The sequence below is a fragment of the Antribacter sp. NEAU-D49 genome, assembly GCF_057158775.1.
The window spans coordinates 1-23740 of the sequence record NZ_JBXTSN010000030.1; the positions used below are offsets into that span (position 1 = coordinate 1).

At 74.1% G+C, this 23740-nt stretch carries 22 protein-coding genes; 15 read left to right on the forward strand and 7 right to left on the reverse strand.

Translation table 11 applies throughout. The features are described 5' to 3' along the window. Positions 1–37 precede the first annotated feature (37 nt). Together AC060K_RS19035 and aztD are read left to right on the forward strand one after the other, a co-directional pair. The gene (locus AC060K_RS19035; protein ID WP_483766922.1) at positions 38–1216 is read left to right on the forward strand and encodes a YibE/F family protein; all 1179 of its coding nucleotides are present in this window, start codon (positions 38–40) and stop codon (positions 1214–1216) included. 94 nt (positions 1217–1310) lie between these two features. Continuing rightward, on the forward strand, positions 1311–2597 hold the full coding sequence (aztD, locus tag AC060K_RS19040) for a zinc metallochaperone AztD (protein WP_483766923.1): 1287 nt from the start codon (positions 1311–1313) through the stop codon (positions 2595–2597). Between the two features lie 63 nt (positions 2598–2660). Here the strand turns inward: aztD and AC060K_RS19045 are convergent, their stop codons facing one another. Continuing rightward, the gene (locus AC060K_RS19045) at positions 2661–3932 is read right to left on the reverse strand and encodes an ATP-grasp domain-containing protein (protein ID WP_483766924.1); all 1272 of its coding nucleotides are present in this window, start codon (positions 3930–3932) and stop codon (positions 2661–2663) included. Positions 3933–4074: 142 nt separating this feature from the next. Here AC060K_RS19045 and AC060K_RS19050 point away from each other — a divergent pair, with 142 nt between their 5' ends. Both AC060K_RS19050 and rpmG read left to right on the forward strand, forming a co-directional pair. Next, positions 4075–4368, forward strand: a complete 294-nt coding sequence (locus AC060K_RS19050; RefSeq protein ID WP_483766925.1) for a type B 50S ribosomal protein L31 — start codon at positions 4075–4077, stop codon at positions 4366–4368. Continuing rightward, on the forward strand, positions 4368–4535 hold the full coding sequence (rpmG, locus tag AC060K_RS19055; protein WP_483766926.1) for a 50S ribosomal protein L33: 168 nt from the start codon (positions 4368–4370) through the stop codon (positions 4533–4535). The genes AC060K_RS19050 and rpmG overlap by 1 nt, the downstream gene beginning before the upstream one ends. A gap of 134 nt (positions 4536–4669) precedes the next feature. Here the strand turns inward: rpmG and AC060K_RS19060 are convergent, their stop codons facing one another. Beyond that, on the reverse strand, positions 4670–6502 hold the full coding sequence (locus AC060K_RS19060; RefSeq protein ID WP_483766927.1) for a helicase HerA-like domain-containing protein: 1833 nt from the start codon (positions 6500–6502) through the stop codon (positions 4670–4672). Between the two features lie 116 nt (positions 6503–6618). On the opposite strand from AC060K_RS19060, the gene AC060K_RS19065 reads away from it, so the two are divergent. From AC060K_RS19065 to holA, 4 genes are all read left to right on the forward strand, one after another. Beyond that, positions 6619–7515, forward strand: a complete 897-nt coding sequence (locus AC060K_RS19065) for a DegV family protein (protein WP_483766928.1) — start codon at positions 6619–6621, stop codon at positions 7513–7515. Between the two features lie 119 nt (positions 7516–7634). Continuing rightward, the gene (locus AC060K_RS19070; RefSeq protein ID WP_483766929.1) at positions 7635–8699 is read left to right on the forward strand and encodes a helix-hairpin-helix domain-containing protein; all 1065 of its coding nucleotides are present in this window, start codon (positions 7635–7637) and stop codon (positions 8697–8699) included. 3 nt (positions 8700–8702) lie between these two features. After that, positions 8703–11225 (forward strand): ComEC/Rec2 family competence protein, encoded by a 2523-nt coding sequence (locus AC060K_RS19075; protein WP_483766930.1) that lies wholly within the window; start codon positions 8703–8705, stop codon positions 11223–11225. Between the two features lie 55 nt (positions 11226–11280). Next, on the forward strand, positions 11281–12285 hold the full coding sequence (gene holA / locus AC060K_RS19080; protein WP_483766931.1) for a DNA polymerase III subunit delta: 1005 nt from the start codon (positions 11281–11283) through the stop codon (positions 12283–12285). Positions 12286–12500: 215 nt separating this feature from the next. Here holA and rpsT read toward each other — a convergent pair whose 3' ends face one another. Continuing rightward, positions 12501–12761, reverse strand: coding sequence for a 30S ribosomal protein S20 (gene rpsT, locus AC060K_RS19085; protein WP_483766932.1), 261 nt, complete (start codon positions 12759–12761; stop codon positions 12501–12503). A gap of 267 nt (positions 12762–13028) precedes the next feature. Between rpsT and AC060K_RS19090 the strand changes: the two genes are divergently transcribed. Continuing rightward, a complete protein-coding gene (locus AC060K_RS19090) occupies positions 13029–13892 on the forward strand; it encodes a GNAT family N-acetyltransferase (RefSeq protein ID WP_483766933.1) in 864 nt (287 codons plus the stop codon). A gap of 26 nt (positions 13893–13918) precedes the next feature. Here the strand turns inward: AC060K_RS19090 and AC060K_RS19095 are convergent, their stop codons facing one another. The 3 genes from AC060K_RS19095 to AC060K_RS19105 all read right to left on the reverse strand — a co-directional run bounded on the left by AC060K_RS19095 (position 13919) and on the right by AC060K_RS19105 (position 15215). Continuing rightward, positions 13919–14539 (reverse strand): type II toxin-antitoxin system PemK/MazF family toxin, encoded by a 621-nt coding sequence (locus tag AC060K_RS19095; protein WP_483766934.1) that lies wholly within the window; start codon positions 14537–14539, stop codon positions 13919–13921. 65 nt (positions 14540–14604) lie between these two features. Then, positions 14605–15000: a type II toxin-antitoxin system VapC family toxin gene (locus AC060K_RS19100; RefSeq protein WP_483766935.1), complete on the reverse strand. Its 396-nt coding sequence runs from the start codon at positions 14998–15000 to the stop codon at positions 14605–14607. Further along, a complete protein-coding gene (locus tag AC060K_RS19105) occupies positions 14991–15215 on the reverse strand; it encodes a type II toxin-antitoxin system Phd/YefM family antitoxin (RefSeq protein WP_483766936.1) in 225 nt (74 codons plus the stop codon). The genes AC060K_RS19100 and AC060K_RS19105 overlap by 10 nt, the downstream gene beginning before the upstream one ends. Before the next feature lie 128 nt (positions 15216–15343). Between AC060K_RS19105 and AC060K_RS19110 the strand changes: the two genes are divergently transcribed. Then, entirely contained in the window at positions 15344–16237 is an 894-nt protein-coding gene (locus AC060K_RS19110; RefSeq protein ID WP_483766937.1) for an aminoglycoside phosphotransferase family protein, read from the forward strand. Between the two features lie 34 nt (positions 16238–16271). Here the strand turns inward: AC060K_RS19110 and AC060K_RS19115 are convergent, their stop codons facing one another. Beyond that, a complete protein-coding gene (locus AC060K_RS19115; protein ID WP_483766938.1) occupies positions 16272–17069 on the reverse strand; it encodes a maleylpyruvate isomerase N-terminal domain-containing protein in 798 nt (265 codons plus the stop codon). Between the two features lie 181 nt (positions 17070–17250). On the opposite strand from AC060K_RS19115, the gene lepA reads away from it, so the two are divergent. The 5 genes from lepA (at position 17251) to AC060K_RS19140 (ending at position 23711) form a co-directional block, all read left to right on the forward strand. Next, on the forward strand, positions 17251–19128 hold the full coding sequence (gene lepA, locus AC060K_RS19120) for a translation elongation factor 4 (RefSeq protein ID WP_483766939.1): 1878 nt from the start codon (positions 17251–17253) through the stop codon (positions 19126–19128). A gap of 1 nt (position 19129) precedes the next feature. Beyond that, complete coding sequence (gene hemW, locus AC060K_RS19125; protein ID WP_483766940.1) at positions 19130–20431, forward strand: radical SAM family heme chaperone HemW; 1302 nt, start codon at positions 19130–19132, stop codon at positions 20429–20431. Between the two features lie 102 nt (positions 20432–20533). Continuing rightward, a complete protein-coding gene (locus tag AC060K_RS19130) occupies positions 20534–21364 on the forward strand; it encodes a hypothetical protein (protein WP_483766941.1) in 831 nt (276 codons plus the stop codon). 62 nt (positions 21365–21426) lie between these two features. Further along, positions 21427–22422, forward strand: a complete 996-nt coding sequence (locus AC060K_RS19135; RefSeq protein ID WP_483766942.1) for a hypothetical protein — start codon at positions 21427–21429, stop codon at positions 22420–22422. Positions 22423–22502: 80 nt separating this feature from the next. Then, the gene (locus AC060K_RS19140; protein WP_483766943.1) at positions 22503–23711 is read left to right on the forward strand and encodes a hypothetical protein; all 1209 of its coding nucleotides are present in this window, start codon (positions 22503–22505) and stop codon (positions 23709–23711) included. Positions 23712–23740: the final 29 nt, after the last annotated feature.

Below are 23740 nucleotides of genomic sequence, written 5' to 3' on the forward strand. Positions count from 1 at the left end.
CCGACGTCAGGCACCCTCGCTGTGTGAGGATGCCGCCATGGCAGCCCACGCTCACTCCCACGGGCCGGTGCCCGCCTCTCCCCCGAGGACGCGGCTGGTGCTCGCGGCCACCCTGGTGCCGGCGCTCCTCGCGACCCTGATCGGCCTCTGGGCGCTCTGGCCCAGTGCCGACGAGGTGCCGGACCGGGTGCCGGTCGTCGCGGAGGGCAGCAAGTTCGTCGACGTGACGATCGAGGGCCCCGCCGACCCCGAAACGGGCAGCATCCCCGTGCGGCTGCCGTCGGGCGAGCTGTCCTCGATGCAGTCGCCCGGCCCGACGATCCCGCTCGAGCCCGGCGACCGGATCGTCGCGCTCAGCATCGAGGAGATCGCGCAGGCCGTCGACCCGCTCGTCTTCATGGACTTCCAGCGGGAGGTGCCGCTCGGCTGGCTCGCCGCCGCGTACGGGCTGGTCGTGCTGCTGGTGGCCCGCTGGCGGGGCCTCGCGGCGCTGGTGGGGCTGGGCGTCGCGTTCGCGGTGCTCCTCGGTTTCACCATGCCCGCCCTGCTCGCCGGCGAGACGGCGATGGGCGTGGCCCTCGTGACGGCCTCCCTCGTCATGTTCGCCACGCTGTACCTCGCGCACGGGCTCAGCGCCCGGACGTCGGCCGCGCTGCTCGGGACGCTGCTCGGCCTGGCACTGACGGCCGTGCTCGGCGGCTGGGCGGCCGGCGCGGCGCAGCTGACCGGTGCCACGTCCGAGTCCGCCCAGTACCTCCCGTCAGCCGCGCCCGGGGCCGACCTGCGCGGCATCGCCCTGTGCGGGCTCGTGCTCGCCGGCATGGGCGTGCTGAACGACGTGACGATCACCCAGGCGTCCGCCGTGTGGGAGTTGCGTGCGGTGGCCCCCGGCGCCACGCGGGGAGAGCTGTTCGCCCGGGCCATGCGCATCGGGCGCGACCACATCGCCTCCACCGTCTACACGATCGCGTTCGCCTACGTCGGCGCGGCGCTGCCGTTGATCATGATGGTCTGGCTGATCGATCAGTCGCCCGTGGCCGCCCTCTCGTCGGGCGAGATCGCCGAGGAGGTGGTCCGCACGCTCGTGGGGTCGATCGGGCTCGTGCTCGCCATCCCGATCACCACCGCCATCGCGGCGCTCGCGGTGCCCGGCCCGGTCGCGGGGGCGTATGCGGGGGAGGGGGTGCCGGAGGTCGCGGCCGCCGGCGCTAGTTGATAATCGTTCTCAGTGTGTGGTTCACTGTGGCTCGCCTGTGAGAATGATTCCCATCATAGGCATGTGCCACTGTCTGCCCCACGAAGGACCACACATGCATCGCTCCGTGCCCCGCCGCTCCGCGGCCCTCGCCCTCGTCCTGGCCCTGCCGCTCGCCCTCGCGGCGTGCGGCTCCGGGCAGCCCGCGGGGTCGGACGCCTCCGCGTCCGCCTCCGCAGGCGCGTCCGCGCCGCCCGCCACCGAGGCGCAGACCACCACCCCGCGCATCGCCGTCACCTACGACGGCGGTATCAAGGTGCTGGACGCCCTCACGCTCGAGGAGGTCGCGGACGTCGAGCTCGACGGCTTCAACCGGCTCAACCCGGCCGGTGACGGCAGGCACCTGCTCGTGTCGACCACCGGCGGCTTCCGGGTGCTCGACCTGGGGACCTGGGCCGAGGCGCACGGCGAGCACTCCCACTACTGGACCGCCGAGCCCGTTCTGACCGACGTGGTCTACGAAGCCGACGAGCCCGGCCACGCCGTGGCGCACGACGGCCGCACGGCGCTGTTCGACGACGGCACCGGCAAGGTGACCGTCCTCGACGCCGCCGAGGTGGCGCACGACGGCGGCGACCTGCGCGAGCTGACCACGCCGTCGGCCCACCACGGTGTCGCCGTCGAGCTGCCGGACGGCACCCTCGTGGTCTCCGAGGGCACCGAGGACGAGCGCACCGGGATCCGCGTGCTCGACGCCGACGGGGACGAGGTCGCCACGAGCGCCGAGTGCCCGGGCGTGCACGGCGAGGCCGTCGCGGCGGACGAGGCCGTGGTGATCGGGTGCGAGGACGGCGCGCTCGTGGTCGTGGACGGCGTGATCTCCAAGGTGCGGTCGCCGGACGCCTACGGCCGCATCGGCAACCAGGCAGGCTCCGAGGAGTCCCCGATCGTGCTCGGCGACTACAAGTCAGACAAGGACGCCGAGCTCGAGCGGCCCACGCGCGTGTCGCTCATCGACACCCGCACCGCCACCCACCGGCTGGTCGACCTGCCGGCGAGCTACACCTTCCGCTCGCTGGCCCGCGGCGACGCCGGCGAGGCCCTCGTCCTCGGGACCGACGGCGCGCTCCACGTCATCGACCCGGAGGCCGGCGCGATCGTCACGTCCATCCCTGTCGTGGACGCGTGGGAGGAGCCCCTCGAGTGGCAGGAGCCTCGGCCGGCCGTCCTGACCCTCGACGGGTCCGTCTACGTCACCGACCCGGCGGGCAAGGCCATCCACGCCGTGGACCTCGAGACCGGTGAGGTCTGGCTCTCCGCCGAGCTCGACGTGGTGCCGAACGAGATCGCAGGCGTGTCCGGCGACGAGGCGGCGCACGCCCACGAGGACCACGAGGACTGAGTCCGTCACAGGCCCTCGCGGGCTGTGCGCCCGTCTCGCGGTGGGGGGCGGTGGCGTCCCCCGTCAGGCCGGGTCGACGTCCAGCACCAGGCCGGCGACGAGCTCGTCCGCCCAGTCCTTCGCGCGGCCCCCTGTGCGGTCGGCCACCAGGACGTGGCCCAGCCGGTCGTTGTTGTCGGCCGGCCGCACGACGCGGCCCGCTGGGGGCAGCTCCCAGGCGACCACGCGGTCGTCGTCGGCCAGGCGACCCGCCCCGCGGACGGCGCGCAGGACGCCGTCGGCCGGTGCCGTGAGGAACGAGACGGCGGCGCTCGCGGCGTGACCCGTGGCTGTCGGCCGCGTGGTCACGTCGCGTCCGAGCGCCAGGTCGACCAGGAGGCCCAGAGGGCTCTCACCGGTCACGAGCCGCACCAGGTCGAAGACGAAGCCGCCGCCCTGGCGCGGGTTGAGCTCGACCACGCGCGGCCCGGCGGAGGTGAGCCGCACCTCCGTGTGGCTCAGCCCGTGCGTGTACCCGAGGGCGTCGAGCGCGGCCACGACGTGCTCCTCGACCGTGGTGCGGGTCGCGGCGGGGAGGGGCGCGGGGAACAGGTGGCCCGTCTCGATGTAGGACCTGTGCCCGCCGGGGAGCGCCACCTCCTCCACGGTCTTCGCCGTGATGCCGAGGATCCGCGTGCGGCCGCCCAGGGTGACCGCCTCGACGCTCACCTCGGGCCCGTCGAGGATCTGCTCGAGGAGGGCGAGCCGCTCGAGCGGCTGGTCGCGCGTGTTCCGCTCGGGTCCGGTGACCGCTGCGAACGCGCTCGCCAGCGCGGTCTCGTCGGCGACGCGCCGCACCCCGGTCCCGGAGTTCAGGTCGACCGGCTTGACCACCAGCGGGTATCCCAGGGCGGCGGCGGCCTTGCGGGCGTCGGGCCACGTGCGGACGACGGCGTGCGGGACGTCGGGCAGCCTCGCCTCGGCGAGCGCGCGCCGGACGAGGTGCTTGCGGGTCGCGGTGCGCAGCACGTCCGGGCCGGAGCCCGGGAGGCCGAGCGCGGCTGCGGCCACGGCGACGGCGGGCAGGTAGTAGTCGCAGGTGGACAGGACGCCGTCGACCTGGCGCCGCCGTGCCACCTCCTGCGCCGCCCGGGCCGTCGCGGTGTCGTCGTTGGTCTCGGCCACGACCACGTCGTCGGCGAGGGTGAGCACCGGGTGGGGGCTGCCGTCGGGCAGCCGGTACAGGCCCGGGTCCCGGGTCACGAGGACGTAGTCGTGCCCTGCGTCGCGGAGGAGCGGGGGGAGCATGAGGCCCGTCGACTGGAGCCAGCTCTCGATCATCATCACGGTAGCCATGTCGTCACCCGCCGGTAACGAGAGTCGTTCTCATCATGGCCCTGATGATGGCACGTCACCGTGCGGACGGCTCACCACGACCGTGGAATGAGAATGGTTCTCGATGTGTTGGGCAGGGCGAGACGATCACCAGGAGGACGCCATGAAGAAGACCATCCACCCCGAGTACGGGCCGGTCGTGTTCCGCGACACGAGCACGGGCTTCGCTTTCCTGACCCGGTCGACGCTCGCCGGTAGCACGCCCGCCGGGCCTGGGCGCCCCACCGCGACGCTGGAGTGGGAGGACGGGAACACCTATCCGGTGGTCGACGTCGAGATCTCGAGCTCCAGCCACCCGTTCTGGACCGGCGCGGCCCGCGTGGTCGACACCGCCGGCCGCATCGAGAAGTTCCGCCGCCGCTACGGCGCCGGCAGCACAGGGAAGGACAACGGCTGATGGCCTCGAAGACCGACCTCCGCCCGGTCGTCACGCTCCGCTCCACCGCGGGGACGGGCTTCACCTACGTGACGCGCAAGAACCGCCGCAACACCCCCGACCGCCTGGTGGTCCGCAAGTACGACCCGCTGGTCAAGCAGCACGTGGAGTTCCGCGAGACGCGGTGACCCGTCCCTCACGGTGCCCGACGCCGGAGGCGGCGTCGGGCACCTGTGCTTCTCCGTCGCGACCTGCTGGGCCCGCGACCCTGCTCCGCCGCGACCTGCCGGGCTGCGACCTGCGGGCTGCGCCCAGGCGGGCGCTACCGCCGGCGGGTCCCGAAGATCGAGCGGGTGAGCTCGCGGACGATCGTGGTCCCGGCCGTGCGGACGACCGACGTGACCACGCGGGAGCGGTCGCGTGCGGCGGCCTCCCGACGGCGCTGCTCTGCCCGCTCGTCGGCCGCGGCCTTCTGGGCCGCCTCCTTCTCGAGCCTGGCGCGCATCTTCTCCAGCTCGGCCTGCTCCTTCTTGGCGGCCGCCGCTCGCTCCTCCGCCGCCTCCTGCTCCGCTTCCGCGGCCTCCCGCGCCACGACGTCCTGCTGCGCCCGGACCTGGAGCAGCTCGAACGCCGACTCCGGGTCCACGGGCGTGCCGTACTTCGCCTGGCCCGGTGACGCTGCGACGACCTGGTCGATGGTGGCCTCCGGCGCGGGATCCATGGACGCCTGCGGCGCCCGGACCCGCGTCCAGGCGACGGGGGATGGTGCTCCCTTCTCCGTCAGCACCGTCACCACGGCCTCGCCCGTGCCCAGCGACTGCAGCAGCCGCTCGATGTCGTACGGCGAGTGGGGGAAGGTGCGGGCCGCCGAGCGCATGGCCGCCGCGTCGTCGGGGGTGAAGGCGCGCAGCGCGTGCTGTACCCGGTTGCCCAGCTGGGCCAGGACGTCGCCCGGCACGTCCTTGGGGTTCTGCGTCACGAAGAAGACGCCCACGCCCTTGGACCGGATGAGGCGGACGGTCTGCACCACCTGCTCCAGGAAGTCCTTCGACGCGCCCGTGAACAGCAGGTGCGCCTCGTCGAAGAAGAACACGAGCTTGGGCTTGTCGGCGTCGCCCACCTCGGGAAGCTCCTGGAACAGGTCCGCGAGCAGCCACATGAGGAACGTCGAGAACAGCGCCGGCTTGTCCTGCACGGCGGGCAGCTCGAGGCACGAGACCACGCCCTTGCCGTCGGCCACCCGGAGCAGGTCACCGCTGGAGAAGGCGGGCTCACCGAAGAACACGTCCGCGCCCTGGCCCTGGAGCGCGACGATCTCGCGGAGGATCACGCCCGCCGTCGCCGCGGAGATGCCGCCGATGCCCTTGAGCTCGTCCTTGCCCTCGTCGCTGGTGAGGTAGGCGATCGTGGACTGCAGGTCCTTCAGGTCGAGCAGCGCGAGGCCCTGCTTGTCGGCCCAGTGGAAGATCAGGCTCAGGCTCGACTCCTGGGTCTCGTTGAGGCCCAGCACCTTGCTCAGGAGCAGCGGCCCGAAGTCGGTCACCGTGGTGCGGATCGGCACCCCCTTGCCCATGCCGCCCAGGCTGTAGAACTCGACGGGGAACTGGGTGGGCTGCCAGTCCTGCCCGATGCTGCGGGCCCGGGACCGGATCTTCTCGTTGTCGGCGCCGGGTACCGCGATGCCCGACAGGTCGCCCTTCACGTCGGACACGAACACCGGGACCCCCGCGAGGGACAGGCCCTCGGCCATGCCCTGCAGCGTCTTGGTCTTGCCGGTCCCGGTCGCGCCCGCCACGAGGCCGTGGCGGTTCAGCATCGAGAGGGCGAACCCCACCTGGACGGCAGGGTTGGGCGTGGGATCGCCGCCCACCTCGCCCTCCAGGAGGGCGCCGAGCGCGAGCGTCCCGCCCTCCGCCGCGTACCCGGCGGCCACCTCGGCGGCGTAGCCCTCGAGCTGCCCGGAGCCGGCCGGTGCCGGTTCTTGGGCTGCTGGTGCAGCGGCCGGGACCGGTGGGGCCGTAGCCGGGGTGGGAGCAGGAGGGGGCGCGGGCGCGGCCTGTTCCGCCGCCGCGCGCTCGGCGGCCTCGAGCGCCTTCCTCGCCGCCTCGGCGGCCGCGCGCAGCGCGGCGAGATCGGGTGTCTGTGCGTCCGGCATGGTTCGGATGCTAGGGCGGTACGCGGTGCTCCGCGCGGCGTACGGCGCACGCCTGTGGACAGTGCGCCGACCGGCGGCTTCGGCGGGGTGCGGAGCGTCGGTAGAGTGTCCGGCACATGCGCGCCATCCGACGAGCCCACGCCCAGGTGAGACCAGAGGTCCGGGTCGTCACCGACTCCACGTCCTGCCTGCCCGCCGCCGCCCCCGCACACCGGGGCGCCGTCGGTCCCACCGTGGTGCCGCTGCGCGTCCTCGCCGGTGACCGTGCGTACCAGGAGGGCGTCGACATCACGCCCGACCGGGTCGCCGAGCTGGTGGGTGACGGCGAACGGGTCACGACGTCGCAACCCCCGCCCGAGGCATTCACGGCGGTCTACCGCGACCTTGCGGCGGAGGGTGCGCGGAGCATCGTCTCGCTGCACCTCTCAGGTGAGCTGTCGGGCACCGTGCAGTCGGCGCGGGCGGCCGCCGCCCGGTCGCCCCTCGCCGTGCGTGTCGTCGACTCCCGCACCGCTGCCATGGGGCTCGGGTTCGCCGCACGCGCGGCCGCCGAGTGCGCAGCCGCCGGCTGCGACGCCAACCACGTGGCGGACCGCGCGCAAGAGGTGGCCCGGAGCACGAGCGCCCAGTTCGTCGTCGACTCGCTGGAGCACCTCCGCCGGGGCGGGCGGCTCTCCGGGGCCGCCGCCGCGATCGGGACGGTGCTCGGGGTCCGGCCGGTCCTCGGCCTCCGCGACGGCCGGATCGAGCTGCTCCACCGGGTGCGCACGCGCGCGGCCGGGATGGAGCGGCTGCTCGAGCAGGGCGCCACCGACGTCGCCGCCGCTACCCGACCTGTCGTCGCCGTGCACCACTTCGGTGCGCCCGAGCGCGCCGGGATCCTGGCCGGCCGCCTGCACACCCGGACGCGTGCCGAGGTGGAGGTGCGCCCGCTCAGCGCCGTGCTCGGCGTGCACGTAGGCCCCGGGACCATGGCCGTGGTGGTCTCCGACCTCGGCGACCACACGCACTGACCCCTCGCACAGGGCTGGGCGGGCGGGAGCCCGACCACAGGTCCCGGATCGACCGGGTCGTGCACAGGTGACCCGTCGAGGCGCCCGCGCGGGGCGGGCCGTTGCCTACGGTCGGGCGCATGGAGCACCTCTCAGACCGCGCGCAGGCGGCCCCCACCCGTCTCGGCGGTGGTCTCGCGGCCCATCCCCGCGAGGGTGTGGCCGTCGACCCCTCCTCCGGCGCCGACCCTTCCCCGGCTGCTGGTGCCTCGGGTGACGGTGCCTCGGGCGCCTCTGCTCCCGGGGCGGCCGGGACCGCCTGGGCGCCTGGGGTAGGTGGGGCGGCCGGGGCCGGCGGGACGGACGCGGCGGAGCTGGTCGCGCGGCTGCGGTCGCGGCGTTCGGCTGCCGGGGTCGCCGCCGCCTACGCGGCGGCCCACGGCCACCTCGGGGAGCCACCCGTTGAGGGCGCGCGCCGATGGGCGCTCGCAGGCCGGACTGCGCTCGTCGCAGCGGTCTCGCTCCTCGTCCTGGCGGCGGTCGTAGCCCTCGTGGCGTTCGCGCCGTGGCGCGACGGCGACGTCGAGGTGCTCGCACCGGTGGCGGCGACGTCCGACCACCGGTCGGGTCCCGCGGAAGGTGCGGAGGGCGCGCACGGCGAGCCCGGCGCCGGGGCCGCCGGTGCTGCCGACCATGACACGTCGGCGGGCGGCACAGGTGCGGCGGGCGGCGCGGGTGGCCCGGCTGCGGGTGCAGCCCCGGGTGTCGGCCAGGTCGTGGTGCACGTGGTCGGCCAGGTGCACGGCCCGGGTCTCGTCACCTTGCCCGACGGCGCCCGCGTGGCCGATGCCCTGCAGGCCGCCGGCGGGGCGACCGGGGAGGCCGACCTGTCGGCGCTGAACCTCGCGCGGCCGGTCGTCGACGGCGAGCAGCTGCGCGTCCCTGCGCCGGGAGAGGCCGTGGCCGCGCCTGCGCCCGCGCCCGGGGGTGGGGGCGTGACCACGTCGGCAGGCGGCGTCGTCGACCTCAACACCGCGGATGCCGCAGCCCTCGACGCTCTCCCCGGGATCGGCCCGGTGCTCGCCGAGCGCATCGTCGCCTTCCGCGACGCCAACGGGCGGTTCGCCAGCGTGGACGAGCTCGGCGACGTGGACGGGATCGGCCCCGCGCTGCTGGAGAAGCTTCGTGACCAGGTCCGGGTCTGACGGATGACGGATCTCCGGCTCGCGCCCGCGGCGATCGCCGTGTGGGCAGCGTCGTGGTGGGTGACCGGTCCGGGGGTAGGCGCGCCGGAGCACGTCGTCGGGCCGCTCGCGCTCCTCGTCGCCCTCCTGGTGGTCGCCGTCCTCGCCGGGCGCGCCGCCGGGACCCGCGCCCACACGACCCTCACCCACGCGGCCCTCGCCCACACGGCCTTGGTGGCTGCGGGACTCCTGGCCGTCCTGGTCAGCGGGCACGTCCACCTCGCCGGCCGGGCACCCCTGGCGACGCTGGCCACCTCGGGCGCGTCGGCGACCCTGACCGGCACCGTCGTGTCCGAGCCGTCGGCGGTGAGCTACGGTCCCGCACCGGCAGGCCAGGCCGCGGCGGGTTCGCTCGGAGCCGTCGTGGGCGCCACCGACCAGCGCTGGACCCTCGCGGTCCGTACGGTCACGGCACGTGGCGTCGCCACCTCGGCCCGCGCGCACGTGGAGGTAACGGCGCCGGCCGCCGGGCGTGTCACGTACGGCGCCGAGGTGCGCGTGACGGGACGGCTGAGACCCGCCGAGCCCGGCGACACCGAGGCCGCCCGCCTCCAGGCGACCGCCGCCACGGCCGAGCCGCCGGCAGGTCTCCACCACCTCACCGCCGGCTTCCGGTCGGCAATTCTCGCGGTCACGGACGACCTCTCGCCGCAGGCTCGCGGGCTGGTCCCGGGCGCGGCCATCGGTGACACCTCGCGAGTGCCGCCGGAGATCGACGACGCCATGGTCGTCTCCGGGCTCACGCACGTCACAGCAGTCTCGGGGAGCCACTTCGCCATCGTCGTCACGGTGCTCACCGCCCTCGCCGCGACGGCACGGCTACCGCGCCCCGGCCGGGTGCTCCTCGTCGCAGCCGTGGCAGGTGCCTTCGTCGCGCTCGTCCGCCCGGAGCCGAGCGTGCTCCGGGCTGCGGCGATGACCGCCCTCGCGCTGACCGGGACGACCATCGGCCGACCGTCGCAGGCGGTGCCGGCGCTCGCGAGCACGGTCCTGCTCCTCCTCGTGGTGGACCCGTGGCTGTCGCGGTCCTTCGGGTTCGCGCTCTCGGCGGCGGCGACGGCGGGCCTCGTGCTCCTCACCGCGCCGCTCGCCACCCGCCTGGCGCCCTGGACCGGTGGGCCGGTCGCGTTCGCGCTCGCGGTCCCGCTGGCCGCCCAGCTGGCGTGCGGCCCCGTGCTCGTGCTGCTGGACCCCTCCGTCTCGTCCGTCTCGGTCCTCGCCAACCTGCTCGCTGCGCCCGCGCTGGTCCCGGCGACGCTCCTGGGGCTGGCCGCGACCCTTCTCGCGCCGTGGCTGCCCGTGGCCGCTCATGCTGTCGCGTGGGTGGCGGGCATCGCGACCGGGTGGATCGCGGAAGTTGCCCTCCGGAGCGCGGCCGTCCCCGGCGCCAGGCTGCCCTGGCCGGAAGGCCTCGCGGGTGCCCTCCTCCTGGCAGGGCTCACCCTCGTGGTCCTGTGGGCCGTCCTCCGGCGCGGGCCGAGCCGAGGGTGGCCGGAGACCTGGCAGTACGCGGCCCGGTCCGGTGTGCGCCGGGCCGTCACCTCGGGGCGCCGGGCGTCGGCGGGCCGGCGGCTCGCGGCAGTGCCGGCCGTCGTCGCGGTCGTCGCCGTCGTCACCCTGGTCGTCGCGGTCGCGATCCCCCGCGTGCTCCGCCCGGCGCCGGAGATCCCCGCCGACTGGCAGGTGGTGGCCTGTGACGTGGGGCAGGGCGACGGGCTGGTGCTGCGCAGCGGCCCCGGGTCAGCGGTGGTGGTCGACGTCGGCCCCGACGGTGACGCCGCCGGGCGCTGCCTCGACGCCCTCGGGGTCACCCGGATCGACCTGCTCGTCCTCAGCCACTTCCATGCCGACCACGTGGGCGGGCTGCCCGCCGTGCTCGCCGGGCGTCACGTCACGGCGGCCCTCGTGTCGCCGCTCGACGCCCCGGCGGCGAACGCCGCGTGGGCGCTCGGGACGCTCGAGGACGCCGGGGTACCCGTGCGGGCGGCGAGCCCCGGCGAGCGGGGGAATGCGGGGTCCGTCACGTGGGAGGTCCTGCTGGCCGGCCTTCCCGGTGCGGGGAGCGCCGGCGACCCGAGCGCGCGGGGCGAGGGATGGGCGTCGGGCGGCGAGGGCGGTGACGGTGCCAACGACGCCAGCGTGGCGCTCGCCGTACGCACCGAGGACCTGGACGTGGTGCTCCTGGGCGACCTCGAGGACGCGGGGCAGGCTGCGCTGCTCGGCGAGCTGCGACGCCGTGGGACGGGGGCCGTCGACGTGGTGAAGGTGGCGCACCACGGGTCGCGCGTGCAGTCCGCGGGCCTGGCGGAGCGGCTCGACCCGGCTGTGGCGATCGTGTCGTCGGGCGAGGGGAACACGTACGGCCACCCCACGGACGCCGCGCTGGACCTCTACGAGGGTGTAGGCGCCGCGGTGGTGCGCACCGACGAGTGCGGCACGTTCGCCCTGGTGGTGCGGGGCGGGGCCGTGTCGCTCGCGGGGTGCTGAGCGTCACCGGCGGTGCGGACCAGGTGGCGGGCGTCGGACGTGGCAGGCTTTGCTCGTGCCCCCAGCCACCCGAGCCCGCCGGTCCAGCGCCCCCGCCCGCAGCTGGGACGAGCCCACGCTCGCGCCCGTCGTGCTCGTGCGTGGAGCGGAGCCGCTGCTGACCGAGCGCGCGGTCGACGGCGTGGTGCGGCTCGCGCGAGAGCGTGACCCGGAGCTCGAGAAGGTGGAGCTCGAGGGCGCCACGTACGGAGCGGGGCAGCTCACCGTCGCGGCGAGCCCGTCGCTGTTCGGGGAGGCCAAGGTGGTGGTGATCCTCGGGGCCGACGCGGGCACCGAGGACCTCATGGCCGACATCATCGCGTACGCCGGCCGGCCCGATCCCGAGACCACGGTGATCGTGGTGCATGGTGGCGGCCAGCGCGGCAAGAAGATGCTCGACACGGTGACGGCGTCGGGCGCTCCCGTCATGACGTGCGACCCCATCACCAAGGACGCCGAGAAGGCGCAGTTCGTGACCAACGAGTTCCGGGCGGCGGGCCGTCGGGCCGACGCGTCGGCAGTGCGTGCGCTCGTCGAGGCGCTGGGCAGCGACCTGCGCGAGCTGTCGGCGGCGTGCGCGCAGCTGGTCGCGGACACCACGGGGACCATCAACGAAGGGGTCGTGGACCGCTACTACGGCGGCAGGGTCGAGGCGACGGGCTTCAAGGTCGCGGACGCTGCGGTCGACGGCGACACCGGCCGGGCGGTCGCTCTGCTGCGGCACGCCCTCGACACCGGCGTCGATCCCGTGCCGATGGTGGCCGCGCTCGCCATCCGGCTGCGGGTCCTCGCCAAGGTCGCGGCGATGCGAGGAGGTGGCATCACCGCGCGCGAGCTCGGCATCGCACCCTGGCAGGTGGACCGTGCCCAGAAGGACCTGCGTCGCTGGACGCCCGAAGGCCTCGCCACCGCGATCAGTGCCGTGGCCCAGGCTGACGCCGAGGTCAAGGGCGAGGGGCGCGACCCGGTGTTCGCGGTCGAGCGTGCCGTGATGGCGATCGCGCAGGCACGCCGCGGCTGACCGGCCCCTATGCCGGGCCCACGAGGCGGCTCGCCAGCCGCTCGGCGAGCGCGTCCCTCCAGGGTGCGCGGCGCGCGCGACGGCGCGCCCGTCACCGCAACGGGCCGGGCCTCGGGGCGCACGAAAGGCGCCGCTCCCGATGCCCTGGCGAAAGGACGGGGAGCGGCGCCTGACGAAGTTCGAGCGCCGGGCTCAGCAGAGCCCGGGCATCACGCTCAGAGCGACGCGACCTGCTTGGCGAGAGCCGACTTGCGGTTCGCAGCCTGGTTCGTGTGGATGACGCCCTTCGAGACAGCCTTGTCGAGCTTGCGCGTGGCGGCCGTGAGCGCGGTCGTCGCCGCGTCCTTGTCGCCGGCGACAACGGCCTCGCGGACCTTGCGCACGTACGTCTTGAGCTCGGACTTGACAGCCTTGTTGCGCAGACGGGCCTTCTCGTTCGTCTTGATGCGCTTGAGCTGGGACTTGATGTTTGCCACGTGTGGACTTCCTGGTGTGTTCGCCTGGCGGCGAGCGGATAGGTCGTAGAGGGCGGTCGCAGCTCCGGGACTGGGGTGGGGAACCCGTGGAGAGGAACTGAGACTGTGCCCGCCGACCTGGGCGGACACGCAACCACCAAGATTAGCAGAATCCGAACGGTGTGCGGAGGGTGCGGCCTGTGAACCGGGCCTCACCTGGGCGCGGCCGGCGCTCCTCGACCGCTGCCGGGCCCGGAACTGCTGGTCACGGCTCGATAGCCTCCACCCATGGAGATCCGAAGGGCCACCCTCGACGACGCCGCCGCCTGGACGCGGGTGCGCCGTGACGCCGTCCCGTACGTCGTCACGTCGGAGGAGTCGTCGCGCCAGATCCTCACCTCCGACCGGCGGCTCGACGCTGCCGTGGCCCTGGACGACGAGGGCGACGTCGTCGGGATCAGCCGGGTGTCGCCTCCGGGACCGGACGGCGACTCGTTCCTCACGCTCGTCGTGGCGCCGGCCGCGAGGCGGCGCGGGATCGGCTCGGCGCTGCTCGCGTGGGCGCGTGGCGTCGCCGACGGCCCGTTCGTGGGTATCGCGGAGGCGGGAGGGTTCCCGGCCGTCGACGCGTGGGGCGCGCGGACCACGAGGGAGCTGTCGATGGCGCTCGTCGACCCGCGGACGGTCGGGGAGGTGCCCGTCCTGGCGGACGGGCACCGGCTCGTCCCGGTCGAGGACGTCGGCGCGGCGGCCGTCTGGGCCTGCTACTCCGGGTCTGCGGCGGACGACCCGTCCGGCCTTTCCGGCGCCGACTCCTTCGAGGACTTCCTCAGCGGCACGTGGGACGTCCCTGTCCACCGCCCCGACCTGGGCCGGGCCGTCGTCACCGCGGACGGCGAGGTGGCGGCGACGGCCCTGGTCGACGTCGCCGACGATCGCGCGTGGAACAGCTACACCGGCACGCACCCCGAGCACCGCGGCCTCGGCCTCGCGACCGCCGTGAAGACGGCCTCGCTCCGCGCGCTGGCCGCCGCCGGCGTCACCCGGTGCGGCACCGGCAACGACGCCGCCAACGCCGCGATGCGTGCGGTCAACCGGCGGCTCGGCTACGAACCTCTCCCGCCGGCGCGGCTCGTGCGGCTCGACGGCTGACGTGCCGCCGTCGGGCCGCACAGGCCTCAGGTGAGGTCGAGCGCCCGCGCCATGTACTTCACGACGTCGTCGAACGTGTCACGCGGCATGACCGCGCCCTCGCGCCGTACGGCGTCGGGGTGCACGCGGACGACGCGGTTGATCCGCACCTCCGACGGACGTCCCTCGCGGTCCCACGGGCCCACGCCCACGTCGAACCAGATCCGGCCCGCCCGTGCTTCCTGCTCGGCGTCGCGGTCGTGGTCCTGGCTGGTGAGCTGGAGGGCGAGGAGCCACGGACCGTCGTGCCCCACGAGCAGCACCGGGCGGTCCTTGCCCTGCGAGTGGTCCTCCTCGTACGGCACCCAGGTCCACACCACCTCACCGGGGTCGGGCTCGCCGTCCAGGTCGGGTGCGTAGCTGGGGCTGACCGTGCCCTCGTAGTCGCCGGGATACCCGGCGGTGCGCGGCGCCCGGGTGCCCGACGACGTCCCGCGCGCCGTCGGCTCGCGCCGTGCCGACACGTCGGCCGGGCTGGGCGCGGCGGCGGCCCGCGCAGGTTCACGACGGTCGTCGGCCGGCCGGTCGGGCGCCGGACGCTCCGACAGGTGCGACGCCACGGCGTCGACGACGTCCTCGAGCAGGCTGATCCAGGGGTTCCGAGTCACGCGGGAACTGTAGCGGCCTGGTCCGGAAGGGCCACTCGAACGGTCCGGCCGGTTCGTGGTGCGGGCTACCAGCGGGTACGAAGGCCAGGCAGGCCAGTGAACGCGCTGTCCGCCGTGACGAGAGCGACGTTCTCGACGAGCGCCTGCGCGGCGAGCATCCGGTCGAACGGGTCGCGGTGCTCCCAGCCCATCGAACCCGCGAGAAGCGCGTGGGGCGCGCTGATGGCCAGGTCCTCGGCGCGAAGGTCGGCGAGGCGCTGCTCCCAGGTGCTCACCAGGAACCGTGCCTCGTCGAGCTTGCCGAGGCGCACCTTGGTCGCGACCTCCATGGCCGACACGGCGGAGACGAGAAGGCGGTTCTCGCCGCGTGCGAGCTCCTCGCGGAGGTCTGCGGGAAGGCGGTGCGGGGCGCCGAGGAGCCAGATCAGCGCGTGGGTGTCGAGCAGGTAGGTCACTCCCACGCGCGGAGCTCCGACTCCGGCAGCGGTGCGAAGAAGAACTCGTCCGGCAGGTCGATCGGCACGGTGCCGAACTGGCGCGGCGGTACCGCGTCCACCGGCGCCAGCCGGACGACGGGACGCCCCGCGCGGGCGATCACGACCTCTTCGCCCCGCTCGGCGCGAGCCAGGAGGCTGGAAAGGTTGGTCTTCGCCTGTTGCACGTTCACCGTGGTCACCTCTCGACGGTAAGGACAAACCCTGGTCTGGTCAAGGGAACCAGACCAACCCACCGGAACCTCTAGATGTACGTGCCGCTCGACAAAACTCCTGGCCGACCCCGCCGCGCCCCTCCTAGCCTGACCGCGTGCCGCTCCACGACGACGAGGTAGCCGTCCACCCTGACACCGTCCGCCGGCTGGTCGACGACCAGCTGCCACAGTGGGCGCACCTGCCGCTGCGGCCGGGCCCGCCCGGCGGTACCGACCACGTCCTCTACCGCCTGGGGGACGACCTCCTGGTGCGCCTGCCCAAGATCGGGTGGGCGGCCGGCCAGGCGGAGGCGGATGCCCGCTGGCTGCCCCTGCTGGCGACGCACCTGCCGGTCGACGTGCCGATCCCCCTCGCTCTCGGTGAGCCGGGGGAGGGTTACCCGTACCGCTGGTCCGTGACGCGATGGCTCCCGGGCGCGCCGGCGCTGCCCGGCACGTTCGACGCCGTGCCTCTGGCGCGCCAGACGGCCGCGCTGGTCGTGGCGCTACGCGGCGTCGACCCCGCTGACGGGCCGCTCAAGGAGGGGACGAGCAGGGGCGTCTCGCTCGGCCGGCTCGACCCTGCCGTGCGCGCCGCGATCGCCGCGTGCGGCTCCCGCATCGACGTCCCGGCGGTCACCCGGGCGTGGGACCGCGCCCGGGACGCGCGACCGTCGTCGGCCGGGAGGTGGATCCACGGCGACCTGCTGCCCGGCAACCTGCTCGTCCACGAAGGGCGCCTGAGCGGCGCGATCGACTGGGGCGGAGTGGGGGTGGGCGACCCGGCCGCCGACCTCATCCCGGCCTGGACCCTGTTCCGCGGCGAGGCGCGCGAGGCGTTCCGCGAGGCGGCGGCTACAGGGCTGTCCGAGCCCGACGACGCCTGGGAGCGCGCTCGCGGCTGGGTGCTGGTGCAAGGGGTGATCGGCCTCCCGTACTACTGGGACCGCTGGCCGGAGTTCGCGCGGGCGGGCCTGGCGCGGGTCGAGGAGGTCCTCGCCGACGACTGACCGCCCCGGGCGCCCCGGCCGTCAGCCGCACCGCTCAGGGGACGATGCGCTCCGCGAGGGCGAACGCGAGGTCGCGGTGGTCGCCCTCGACCGTGAGGCCTGCCTGCTCGGGCGTGAGCCGACGCCACAGCATGAGGGCGAGCCCTTCGGCGCTGCCGGTCACGAGCACGTCGGGCGCGACCTCCTCCGCCCGGTCGCCGGAGGCGCCCAGCACCCAGACCGGCGCCCCCGGCCCGTCCGTGGCGGCCAGCGCGACCGGGTGCCGCAGCGGTGCCATACGGCCGAGGGCGACCTGGCGCGGCTGGAACATGCTGACCACCTCGTCGACGGCGTCGCTCCAGACCTCGGGCGTGGCCGGCGCCAGGCCCAGCGCCGACGCACCCGCGGCGGCGGCCCGCAGGTCGTGGAGGTGGACCAGCGTCTCGTGGGTCTGCCGGCGGTGCCAGAAGGCGACCGGTCCCGTGCCGTCGGGCGTGATGCCTTCGAGGACCCGCCCGACGGCGTCCGGCCCGAGGGTGCCGAGCGTCTCGCGCACGCCCGCGGCGTGCGTCCCGTAGTGGCTCGCGAGCCCGGCCGCGTCGAGGTCACGCGCCAGGGCCGGAGGCTCCGGGTCCTCCTCGCCACGGGCGCGCGCAGCAGCCCAGTGGTGGATCTCGGCGAGGTGCTCCACGAGCTCGCGGACCGTCCAGTCACCGCACGCGGGAACGCGGGCCTCGGGGTCGGCCGTCAGGACGCCCTCGCGGAACTGCTCCTGCAGGTCCGTGAGGAGCGACAGGTACTCGATGCTGCCCGGGCTGCCTGCGCCGCGCCCGGCCGGGGTCTCGACCGTCATGCGCGCACGGTATCGCGCGCCTCCGACATCGGCGCGACGCTGCCCGGCGCGGGCGGGTGAAGCGGGGGGTGAAGCCCCGGACGACGCTCCGGACGAAGCGGGGAACGAGCGCACGGCAGGGGCTCCTGGCGCCCCGGCGCCGTGCGCGCGGCCCTCCCCGCTCGCGTGGGAGAATAGGCGGGTGCCCCCGATTCCCTCTCCGCAGAACGCCGCGCGCATCCAGCCCAACGCCACGCCGGCGGAGCTGATCCGCAACTTCTGCATCATCGCGCACATCGACCACGGCAAGTCCACGCTGGCCGACCGCATGCTGCAGCTGACCGGCGTGGTCGAGGCGCGCGCCATGCGCGCGCAGTACCTCGACCGCATGGACATCGAGCGCGAGCGCGGCATCACCATCAAGTCGCAGGCTGTGCGCATGCCCTGGGAGGTCGACGGCACGCCGCACGCACTCAACATGATCGACACGCCGGGCCACGTCGACTTCACGTACGAGGTCTCGCGCAGCCTGGCGGCGTGCGAGGGCGCGGTGCTGCTCGTGGACGCCGCGCAGGGCATCGAGGCCCAGACGCTGGCGAACCTGTACCTCGCGATGGAGAACGACCTCGCGATCATCCCCGTGCTCAACAAGATCGACCTCCCGGCCGCGCAGCCGGAGCGGTACGCCGAGGAGATCGCGGGCCTGGTCGGCGTGGACCCGGAGACGGTCCTCAAGGTGTCGGGCAAGACGGGCGTGGGCGTCGAGGCGCTGCTCGACCGCATCGTCGAGGAGGTCCCCGCCCCGCAGGGCGACGCGAACGCCCCGGCGCGGGCCATGATCTTCGACTCCGTGTACGACACGTACCGCGGCGTCGTCACCTACGTCCGCGTGGTCGACGGCAGCCTCAACCCGCGCGAGAAGATCGTCATGATGTCGACGCGGGCCACGCACGAGCTCCTGGAGATCGGCGTGAGCTCACCCGAGCCGCAGCCCACCAAGGGCCTCGGCGTGGGCGAGGTGGGCTACCTGATCACGGGCGTGAAGGACGTGCGCCAGTCCAAGGTGGGCGACACGGTCACCAACGCGGGCAAGCCCGCCACGGACGCGCTCGGCGGTTACTCCGACCCCAAGCCGATGGTCTTCTCGGGCCTGTACCCGGTGGACGGCTCCGACTACCCGGACCTGCGCGACGCCCTCGACAAGCTCAAGCTCAACGACGCCGCGCTCAACTACGAGCCCGAGACGTCCGTGGCGCTCGGCTTCGGCTTCCGCGTGGGCTTCCTGGGTCTGCTGCACCTCGAGATCGTGCGCGAGCGGCTGGAGCGCGAGTTCGACCTCGACCTGATCTCGACCGCCCCGAACGTGATCTACGACGTCACGCTCGAGGACAACACGGTGATCACCGTGACGAACCCGAGCGAGTTCCCCGGCGGCAAGATCAAGGAGATCCGGGAGCCCATCGTCAAGGCGACCATCCTGTGCCCCACCGAGTTCATCGGCGCGGTCATGGAGCTCTGCCAGGGCAAGCGTGGCGTCCTCGGCGGCATGGACCACATCTCGCAGGACCGCGTGGAGATGCGTTACACGCTGCCGCTCGCCGAGATCGTGTTCGACTTCTTCGACCAGCTCAAGTCGCGCACCCGCGGCTACGCGTCCCTCGACTACGAGACGTCGGGCGAGCAGGCTGCCGACCTGGTGAAGGTCGACATCCTCCTCCAGGGTGACCACGTGGACGCCTTCAGCGCGATCGTGCACCGCGACAAGGCGTACGCGTACGGCGTGATGATGACCGGCAAGCTCAAGGACCTGATCCCGCGCCAGCAGTTCGAGGTGCCGATCCAGGCGGCGATCGGCGCACGCGTCATCGCCCGCGAGACCATCCGCGCGATGCGCAAGGACGTCCTCGCGAAGTGCTACGGCGGCGACATCTCTCGGAAGCGCAAGCTGCTCGAGAAGCAGAAGGAGGGCAAGAAGCGCATGAAGACCATCGGGTCCGTCGAGGTCCCGAAGGACGCCTTCATCGCCGCCCTCTCCTCCGACTCGGCCGCCGTCAAGGACGCGAAGGACAAGCGGAAGTAGCGTGCCGTCCCTTCCCGAGGGCGTCCCGGTGCCCGACGACGGCCGGTTGCCTCCCTGGGTCGCGTCGCCTCCTGCTGTGGCCGGGCCGGGCGGCGACGGCCGCCGGTTCGGCGTCTACGTCCACGTGCCGTTCTGCACGGTGCGCTGCGGCTACTGCGACTTCAACACGTACACCGCGTCCGAGCTGGGCGGCGGGGCGTCGCAGGTCGCCTATGCGACGACCGCCCTGCGTGAGGTGGACCTGGCGCGCACGGTGCTGGCCGACGTCGGGCTGCCGCAGCGTCCCGTGTCGACCGTGTTCTTCGGCGGCGGCACGCCCACGATGCTGCCGGCCGCCGACCTCGCGCGCATCCTTGCGGGGGTCCGTGCCGCGTGGGGCCTGGAGCACGGCGCGGAGGTCACCACGGAGGCCAACCCCGACTCGGTGACCCCGGAGTACCTGCAGGTCCTGGCCGAGGCGGGGTTCACGCGCGTGTCCTTCGGCATGCAGTCCGCCGTCCCGCACGTGCTGGCCACGCTGGAGCGCACCCACGACCCGCTGCGCATCCCGGACGTGGTGCGCTGGGCGCGCGACGCGGGCCTCGACGTCTCCCTCGACCTCATCTACGGGACGCCGGGGGAGTCGCTCGACGACTGGCGCACGTCGGTGGAGACCGCGCTGGCGACCGGCGTCGACCACGTGTCCGCCTACGCGCTCGTGGTGGAGCAGGGCACCAAGATGGCGGCCCAGGTGCGTCGTGGCGAGGTCACGCTGCCCGACGAGGACGACCAGGCGGCCAAGTACGAGCTTGCGGACGCGCTGCTCACGGAGGCCGGCCTCACCTGGTACGAGGTGAGCAACTGGGCGCGCGGCGAGGAGCACGCCTGCCGGCACAACCTGGCCTACTGGCGCGGGGACGACTGGTGGGGCGTGGGACCGGGTGCCCACTCGTACGTCTCGTCGGGTGCGCCAGGCGGGGGCGGCGACCCGGACGGGGCGAGCGGTGAACCGGCCGCCGGTGTGCGCTGGTGGAACGTGAAGCACCCGCGGCGGTATGCCGCGCTCCTCGAGGCCGGGACGAGCCCTGGCGCGGGCCGCGAGCTGCTCACCTTCGCTGAGCACCACCTGGAGCGCGTGATGCTGGGCGTGCGGCTCCGGGAAGGGCTCGACCTGGGCGTGCTGTCGCCGTCGGCGCACACCGCGGTGGCGGGCCTCGTGGCCCGCGGGCTGCTCGACGGCCGGGCCGCCGTGCGCGGGCGCGGCGTCCTGACCCTGCGGGGCCGGCTGCTCGCCGACACGGTGGTGCGTGAGCTGACCGACTGAGCGGGCCCGCCGGGGCCAACGCCGGGGCCGAGGCAGGGGCGTGTCGGAGGCGGACGCTACTCTGTGCCCGACCTGCGACGACGTGCCCCGGGAAGAGGCCTCATGAGCGACGCCGTACCGAACGACCCCTACGCGTCGCCCGGGCCCGGCCGACCAGCAGCACCCGCCGCCCCTGCGGGCCCGGGGTACGGCCCGCCGCCGCCCCCGGCGGGGTACGGCCCGCCGCCTGGGTACGTCGCCCCGCCCGGGTATGCGCCTCCGCCGTCCAGCTCGATCCTGAGCGATGCGTTCTCCTGGGCGTGGAGCCGGTTCTCGCGCAGCTGGCTGCCCTTGACGGCCGTGTCGGCGGTGTACACGATCCTCGTCCTGTGCGTCAGCGTGGTGGCGGTGGTGTGGTACGTCCTCGGGTTCGGCGCGTTCGTGGCAAGGAGCGAGGGGGACGATTTCCCGGTGGACGTGCCGCACGGTGCGTTCGCCGCGTGGCTCGCCGTCGGGATGGTCCTGCTGTGGCTCGTCGCGCCCGTGCTGCTGTCGCTCGCCCTGCGTGTCGCCCGCGGTGTGCCGATCACGCGCGCGGCCCTGCTCCAGGTGCCGGGCTACGGTCGCGCCCTCCTCGACAGTGTCGCGGTCGGGACCTTGGCCCTCTGCGGTGCGCTCCTGTTCTACCTGCCGGGCGTCGTGATCGCCTTCCTCCTGCAGTTCACCCTCTTCTTCGCCCTCGACCGCGGGCTGGGCCTGGTCGACTCCGTCCGGTCCAGCTACCGCCTCGTCACCAGCAACCTCGGTGCCGTCGTGATGGTGTATCTCGGCGTGCTCGCCGTCTCCGCGGCGGCGGGCGTGGTGCCGGTGATCGGGCTCGTGGTCGCGATGCCGCTGTCCCTCCTGATGAACGCCTACGCCTACGTCCGGCTCACCGGTGGACAGCCGGCCTGACCGAAACTCTTTGCCCGATCTGTGCGTTATCTCGCCGACACATCTCCTGGAAGGGTGCCCCTATGAGTGACACCAGCGCGACCGGTCCGACGCCCGAGCCGCAGCAGCCGTCGACCCCTCCGACGCCCGAGCCGGGCGCGCCCGAGCCCGCGGCCCAGCAGCCTGAGCAGCCCCAGCCGGAGCCGCCGGCCCGGCCGCAGCCGGCGTACGGCGCGTACGCGCCCCCGCCGGCCGAGCCCGGTCAGGGGATGCCCGCCTACGGGGCGCCCGGACCGTACGGGGCGTCAGGTCCGTACGGCCCGCCGTCGGCCCCTCAGGCGCCGGACTGGAACCGCTCCGCCCACCAGCACACCGGCCCGGTGCGGATCGGTGACGCCGTGGGCTACGGGTTCTCGGCCTTCGGCCGGAACGCGGGCATCTGGCTCGCCGTCGCGTTCGTGATCGCGGTGGCGGCGTTCATCGTCACGCTGGTCACCACACCGGCGCTGACCGACACGTTCCGCCTCTTCTCCGACCCGGAGCTCCTCGCGGACCCCGCCGCCATGGAGGCGGCGACCGCCGCTGCGGAGGAGGTGACGCTCACCGGCCAGCTCCTGTCCATGGTGGGATCGGTCGTCGCGTCGATCCTCGGCTTCTTCCTGTACCAGGGGGCGCTGGTGCAGACGCGGGACGGGTCGGCCTCGTTCGGCGCGTTCTTCTCCATCAGCAACTGGGGCGGCGTGGCGACGCTCGCCGTGCTCCAGGCGCTCCTGAGCCTCGTGGCCCTCGTGCCGGGCGTCGGCCTGCTGCTGCAGATCGTGGTGGGCTTCTTCCTCCTGGCGGCGCCGTACTACGTGCTCGACCAGGGGCAGGACGGGCTGACCGCCATGCGGTCGAGCGTGCGCCTCGTCTCGTCGAACTTCGGGGTCGCGATCCTGGCCTTCCTCGTGGCGGTCGGGCTCAGCATCGCCGGCTTCCTCGTGTGCGGCATCGGCCTCCTCGTGGTGGTGCCGGTGCTCGTGCTCATGGGCGCCTACCTGTACCGCCGTCTCGAGGGCCAGCCGGTCGTCGTCTCCTGACGGCACGGCTCGTTCGGGTCGCGCTCCCTCGACCCTCGGTTCAGAGTTGATCCTCAGGAGGACCCGAGGAGAGGGAACACATGAGCGAGAACACGCCCGGCGTGCCGCGCGACCCGAACGAGCCTGACCGGTACGGCGAGAGCACGCCGACGGACCCGTACGCCCCGCGCCCCTCCGAGCCCGACCCGGAGGTACCCCGCCCGTCCGACCCGGAGCCTGTGCTGCCCGACCCTGTCCGGCCCGAGCCCTACGACCCCGGCCCGGTGCGGCCCGAGCCCACGGAGCCTCGTCCCACCGAGCCGACGCCGGGTCCGATCGAGCCCGAGCCCTTCAACCCGCCGGCCGAGCCCTCGCCGTACTCCGCGGCGGCCGAGCCGCCGGCCTACGGGGCGGGGCCCGCCTCGGGCAGCCCGGCTTACGGCAGCTCGTCGTCGGGCGGTCCCGCGTCGGGCGGTCCCGCCTACGGCAGCTCGTCGTCCGGCACGGGTCCGTCGTCGGGCGGCCCGTACGGACCCGGCGACCCGGTCCAGCCCGGCCCCACCCCGCCCGGCAACTACGGGGCGATGCCCTCGTACAGCGGGTCGGGCGGCTCCTCGGGGACGTCGGGGTACGGGACCACCTCGGGCGGCTTCTCCGTCGGTGAGGCCCTGTCCTTCGGGTGGAACACGTTCAAGGGCAACGCCCTCGCGTGGATCCTGTACGTCGTGATCCTCGCCGTGGTCAACGGCGCGTTCAACAGCGGCCAGATCAGCGACTACCAGGAGCAGATGAACGCCGCGCTCGAGGGGCGCACCCTGGCGCAGACCGGCGTCACCTTCGGGGCGACCGCGCTGTCGATCCTGGGAGCCATCATCTCGGCGGTGCTGCAGGCGCTCGCCGTCCGAGCGGCGCTCAAGGAGGTCTCGGGCGAGCGGCCCACCCTCGCCTCGTTCTTCTCCGCGGACCGGATGGGCGCGGTCATCCTTGCCGCCGTGATCGTGGCGGTCCTGACCACCCTGGGCCTGTTCGCGTGCGTGCTGCCCGGCCTGGCGATCATCATCTTCGCCACGTTCACCTACCACAACGTGCACGACAAGGGCCTCGGCGCCTGGGACGCGTTCACCACGAGCTTCCGGCTGGTGGCGCAGAACTTCGGGTCCGTCTTCCTGCTGCTGCTCGCCGGCCTCGGCCTGATGATCCTCGGCTCGATCCCGTGCGGCCTCGGCCTCCTCGTGGTGGTCCCGGTCGTCACGATCGCGATCGCGTACGCGTACCGGCGCCTGACCGGCGGGCCGGTCGCCGCGGTCTGAGGTGGGCTGAGCCCGCCGCGGCGCGGGCG

What these genes read in the sequence shown, in the direction of transcription:
- AC060K_RS19035 (WP_483766922.1), top strand. Translation starts at nt 38, where the DNA reads ATGGCAGCCCACGCTCACTCCCACGGGCCGGTGCCCGCCTCTCCCCCG.
- aztD (WP_483766923.1), top strand. Translation starts at nt 1,311, where the DNA reads ATGCATCGCTCCGTGCCCCGCCGCTCCGCGGCCCTCGCCCTCGTCCTG.
- AC060K_RS19045 (WP_483766924.1), bottom strand. Translation starts at nt 3,932, where the DNA reads ATGGCTACCGTGATGATGATCGAGAGCTGGCTCCAGTCGACGGGCCTC.
- AC060K_RS19050 (WP_483766925.1), top strand. Translation starts at nt 4,075, where the DNA reads ATGAAGAAGACCATCCACCCCGAGTACGGGCCGGTCGTGTTCCGCGAC.
- rpmG (WP_483766926.1), top strand. Translation starts at nt 4,368, where the DNA reads ATGGCCTCGAAGACCGACCTCCGCCCGGTCGTCACGCTCCGCTCCACC.
- AC060K_RS19060 (WP_483766927.1), bottom strand. Translation starts at nt 6,502, where the DNA reads ATGCCGGACGCACAGACACCCGATCTCGCCGCGCTGCGCGCGGCCGCC.
- AC060K_RS19065 (WP_483766928.1), top strand. Translation starts at nt 6,619, where the DNA reads ATGCGCGCCATCCGACGAGCCCACGCCCAGGTGAGACCAGAGGTCCGG.
- AC060K_RS19070 (WP_483766929.1), top strand. Translation starts at nt 7,635, where the DNA reads ATGGAGCACCTCTCAGACCGCGCGCAGGCGGCCCCCACCCGTCTCGGC.
- AC060K_RS19075 (WP_483766930.1), top strand. Translation starts at nt 8,703, where the DNA reads ATGACGGATCTCCGGCTCGCGCCCGCGGCGATCGCCGTGTGGGCAGCG.
- AC060K_RS19090 (WP_483766933.1), top strand. Translation starts at nt 13,029, where the DNA reads ATGGAGATCCGAAGGGCCACCCTCGACGACGCCGCCGCCTGGACGCGG.
- AC060K_RS19115 (WP_483766938.1), bottom strand. Translation starts at nt 17,069, where the DNA reads ATGACGGTCGAGACCCCGGCCGGGCGCGGCGCAGGCAGCCCGGGCAGC.
- AC060K_RS19130 (WP_483766941.1), top strand. Translation starts at nt 20,534, where the DNA reads ATGAGCGACGCCGTACCGAACGACCCCTACGCGTCGCCCGGGCCCGGC.
- AC060K_RS19135 (WP_483766942.1), top strand. Translation starts at nt 21,427, where the DNA reads ATGAGTGACACCAGCGCGACCGGTCCGACGCCCGAGCCGCAGCAGCCG.
- AC060K_RS19140 (WP_483766943.1), top strand. Translation starts at nt 22,503, where the DNA reads ATGAGCGAGAACACGCCCGGCGTGCCGCGCGACCCGAACGAGCCTGAC.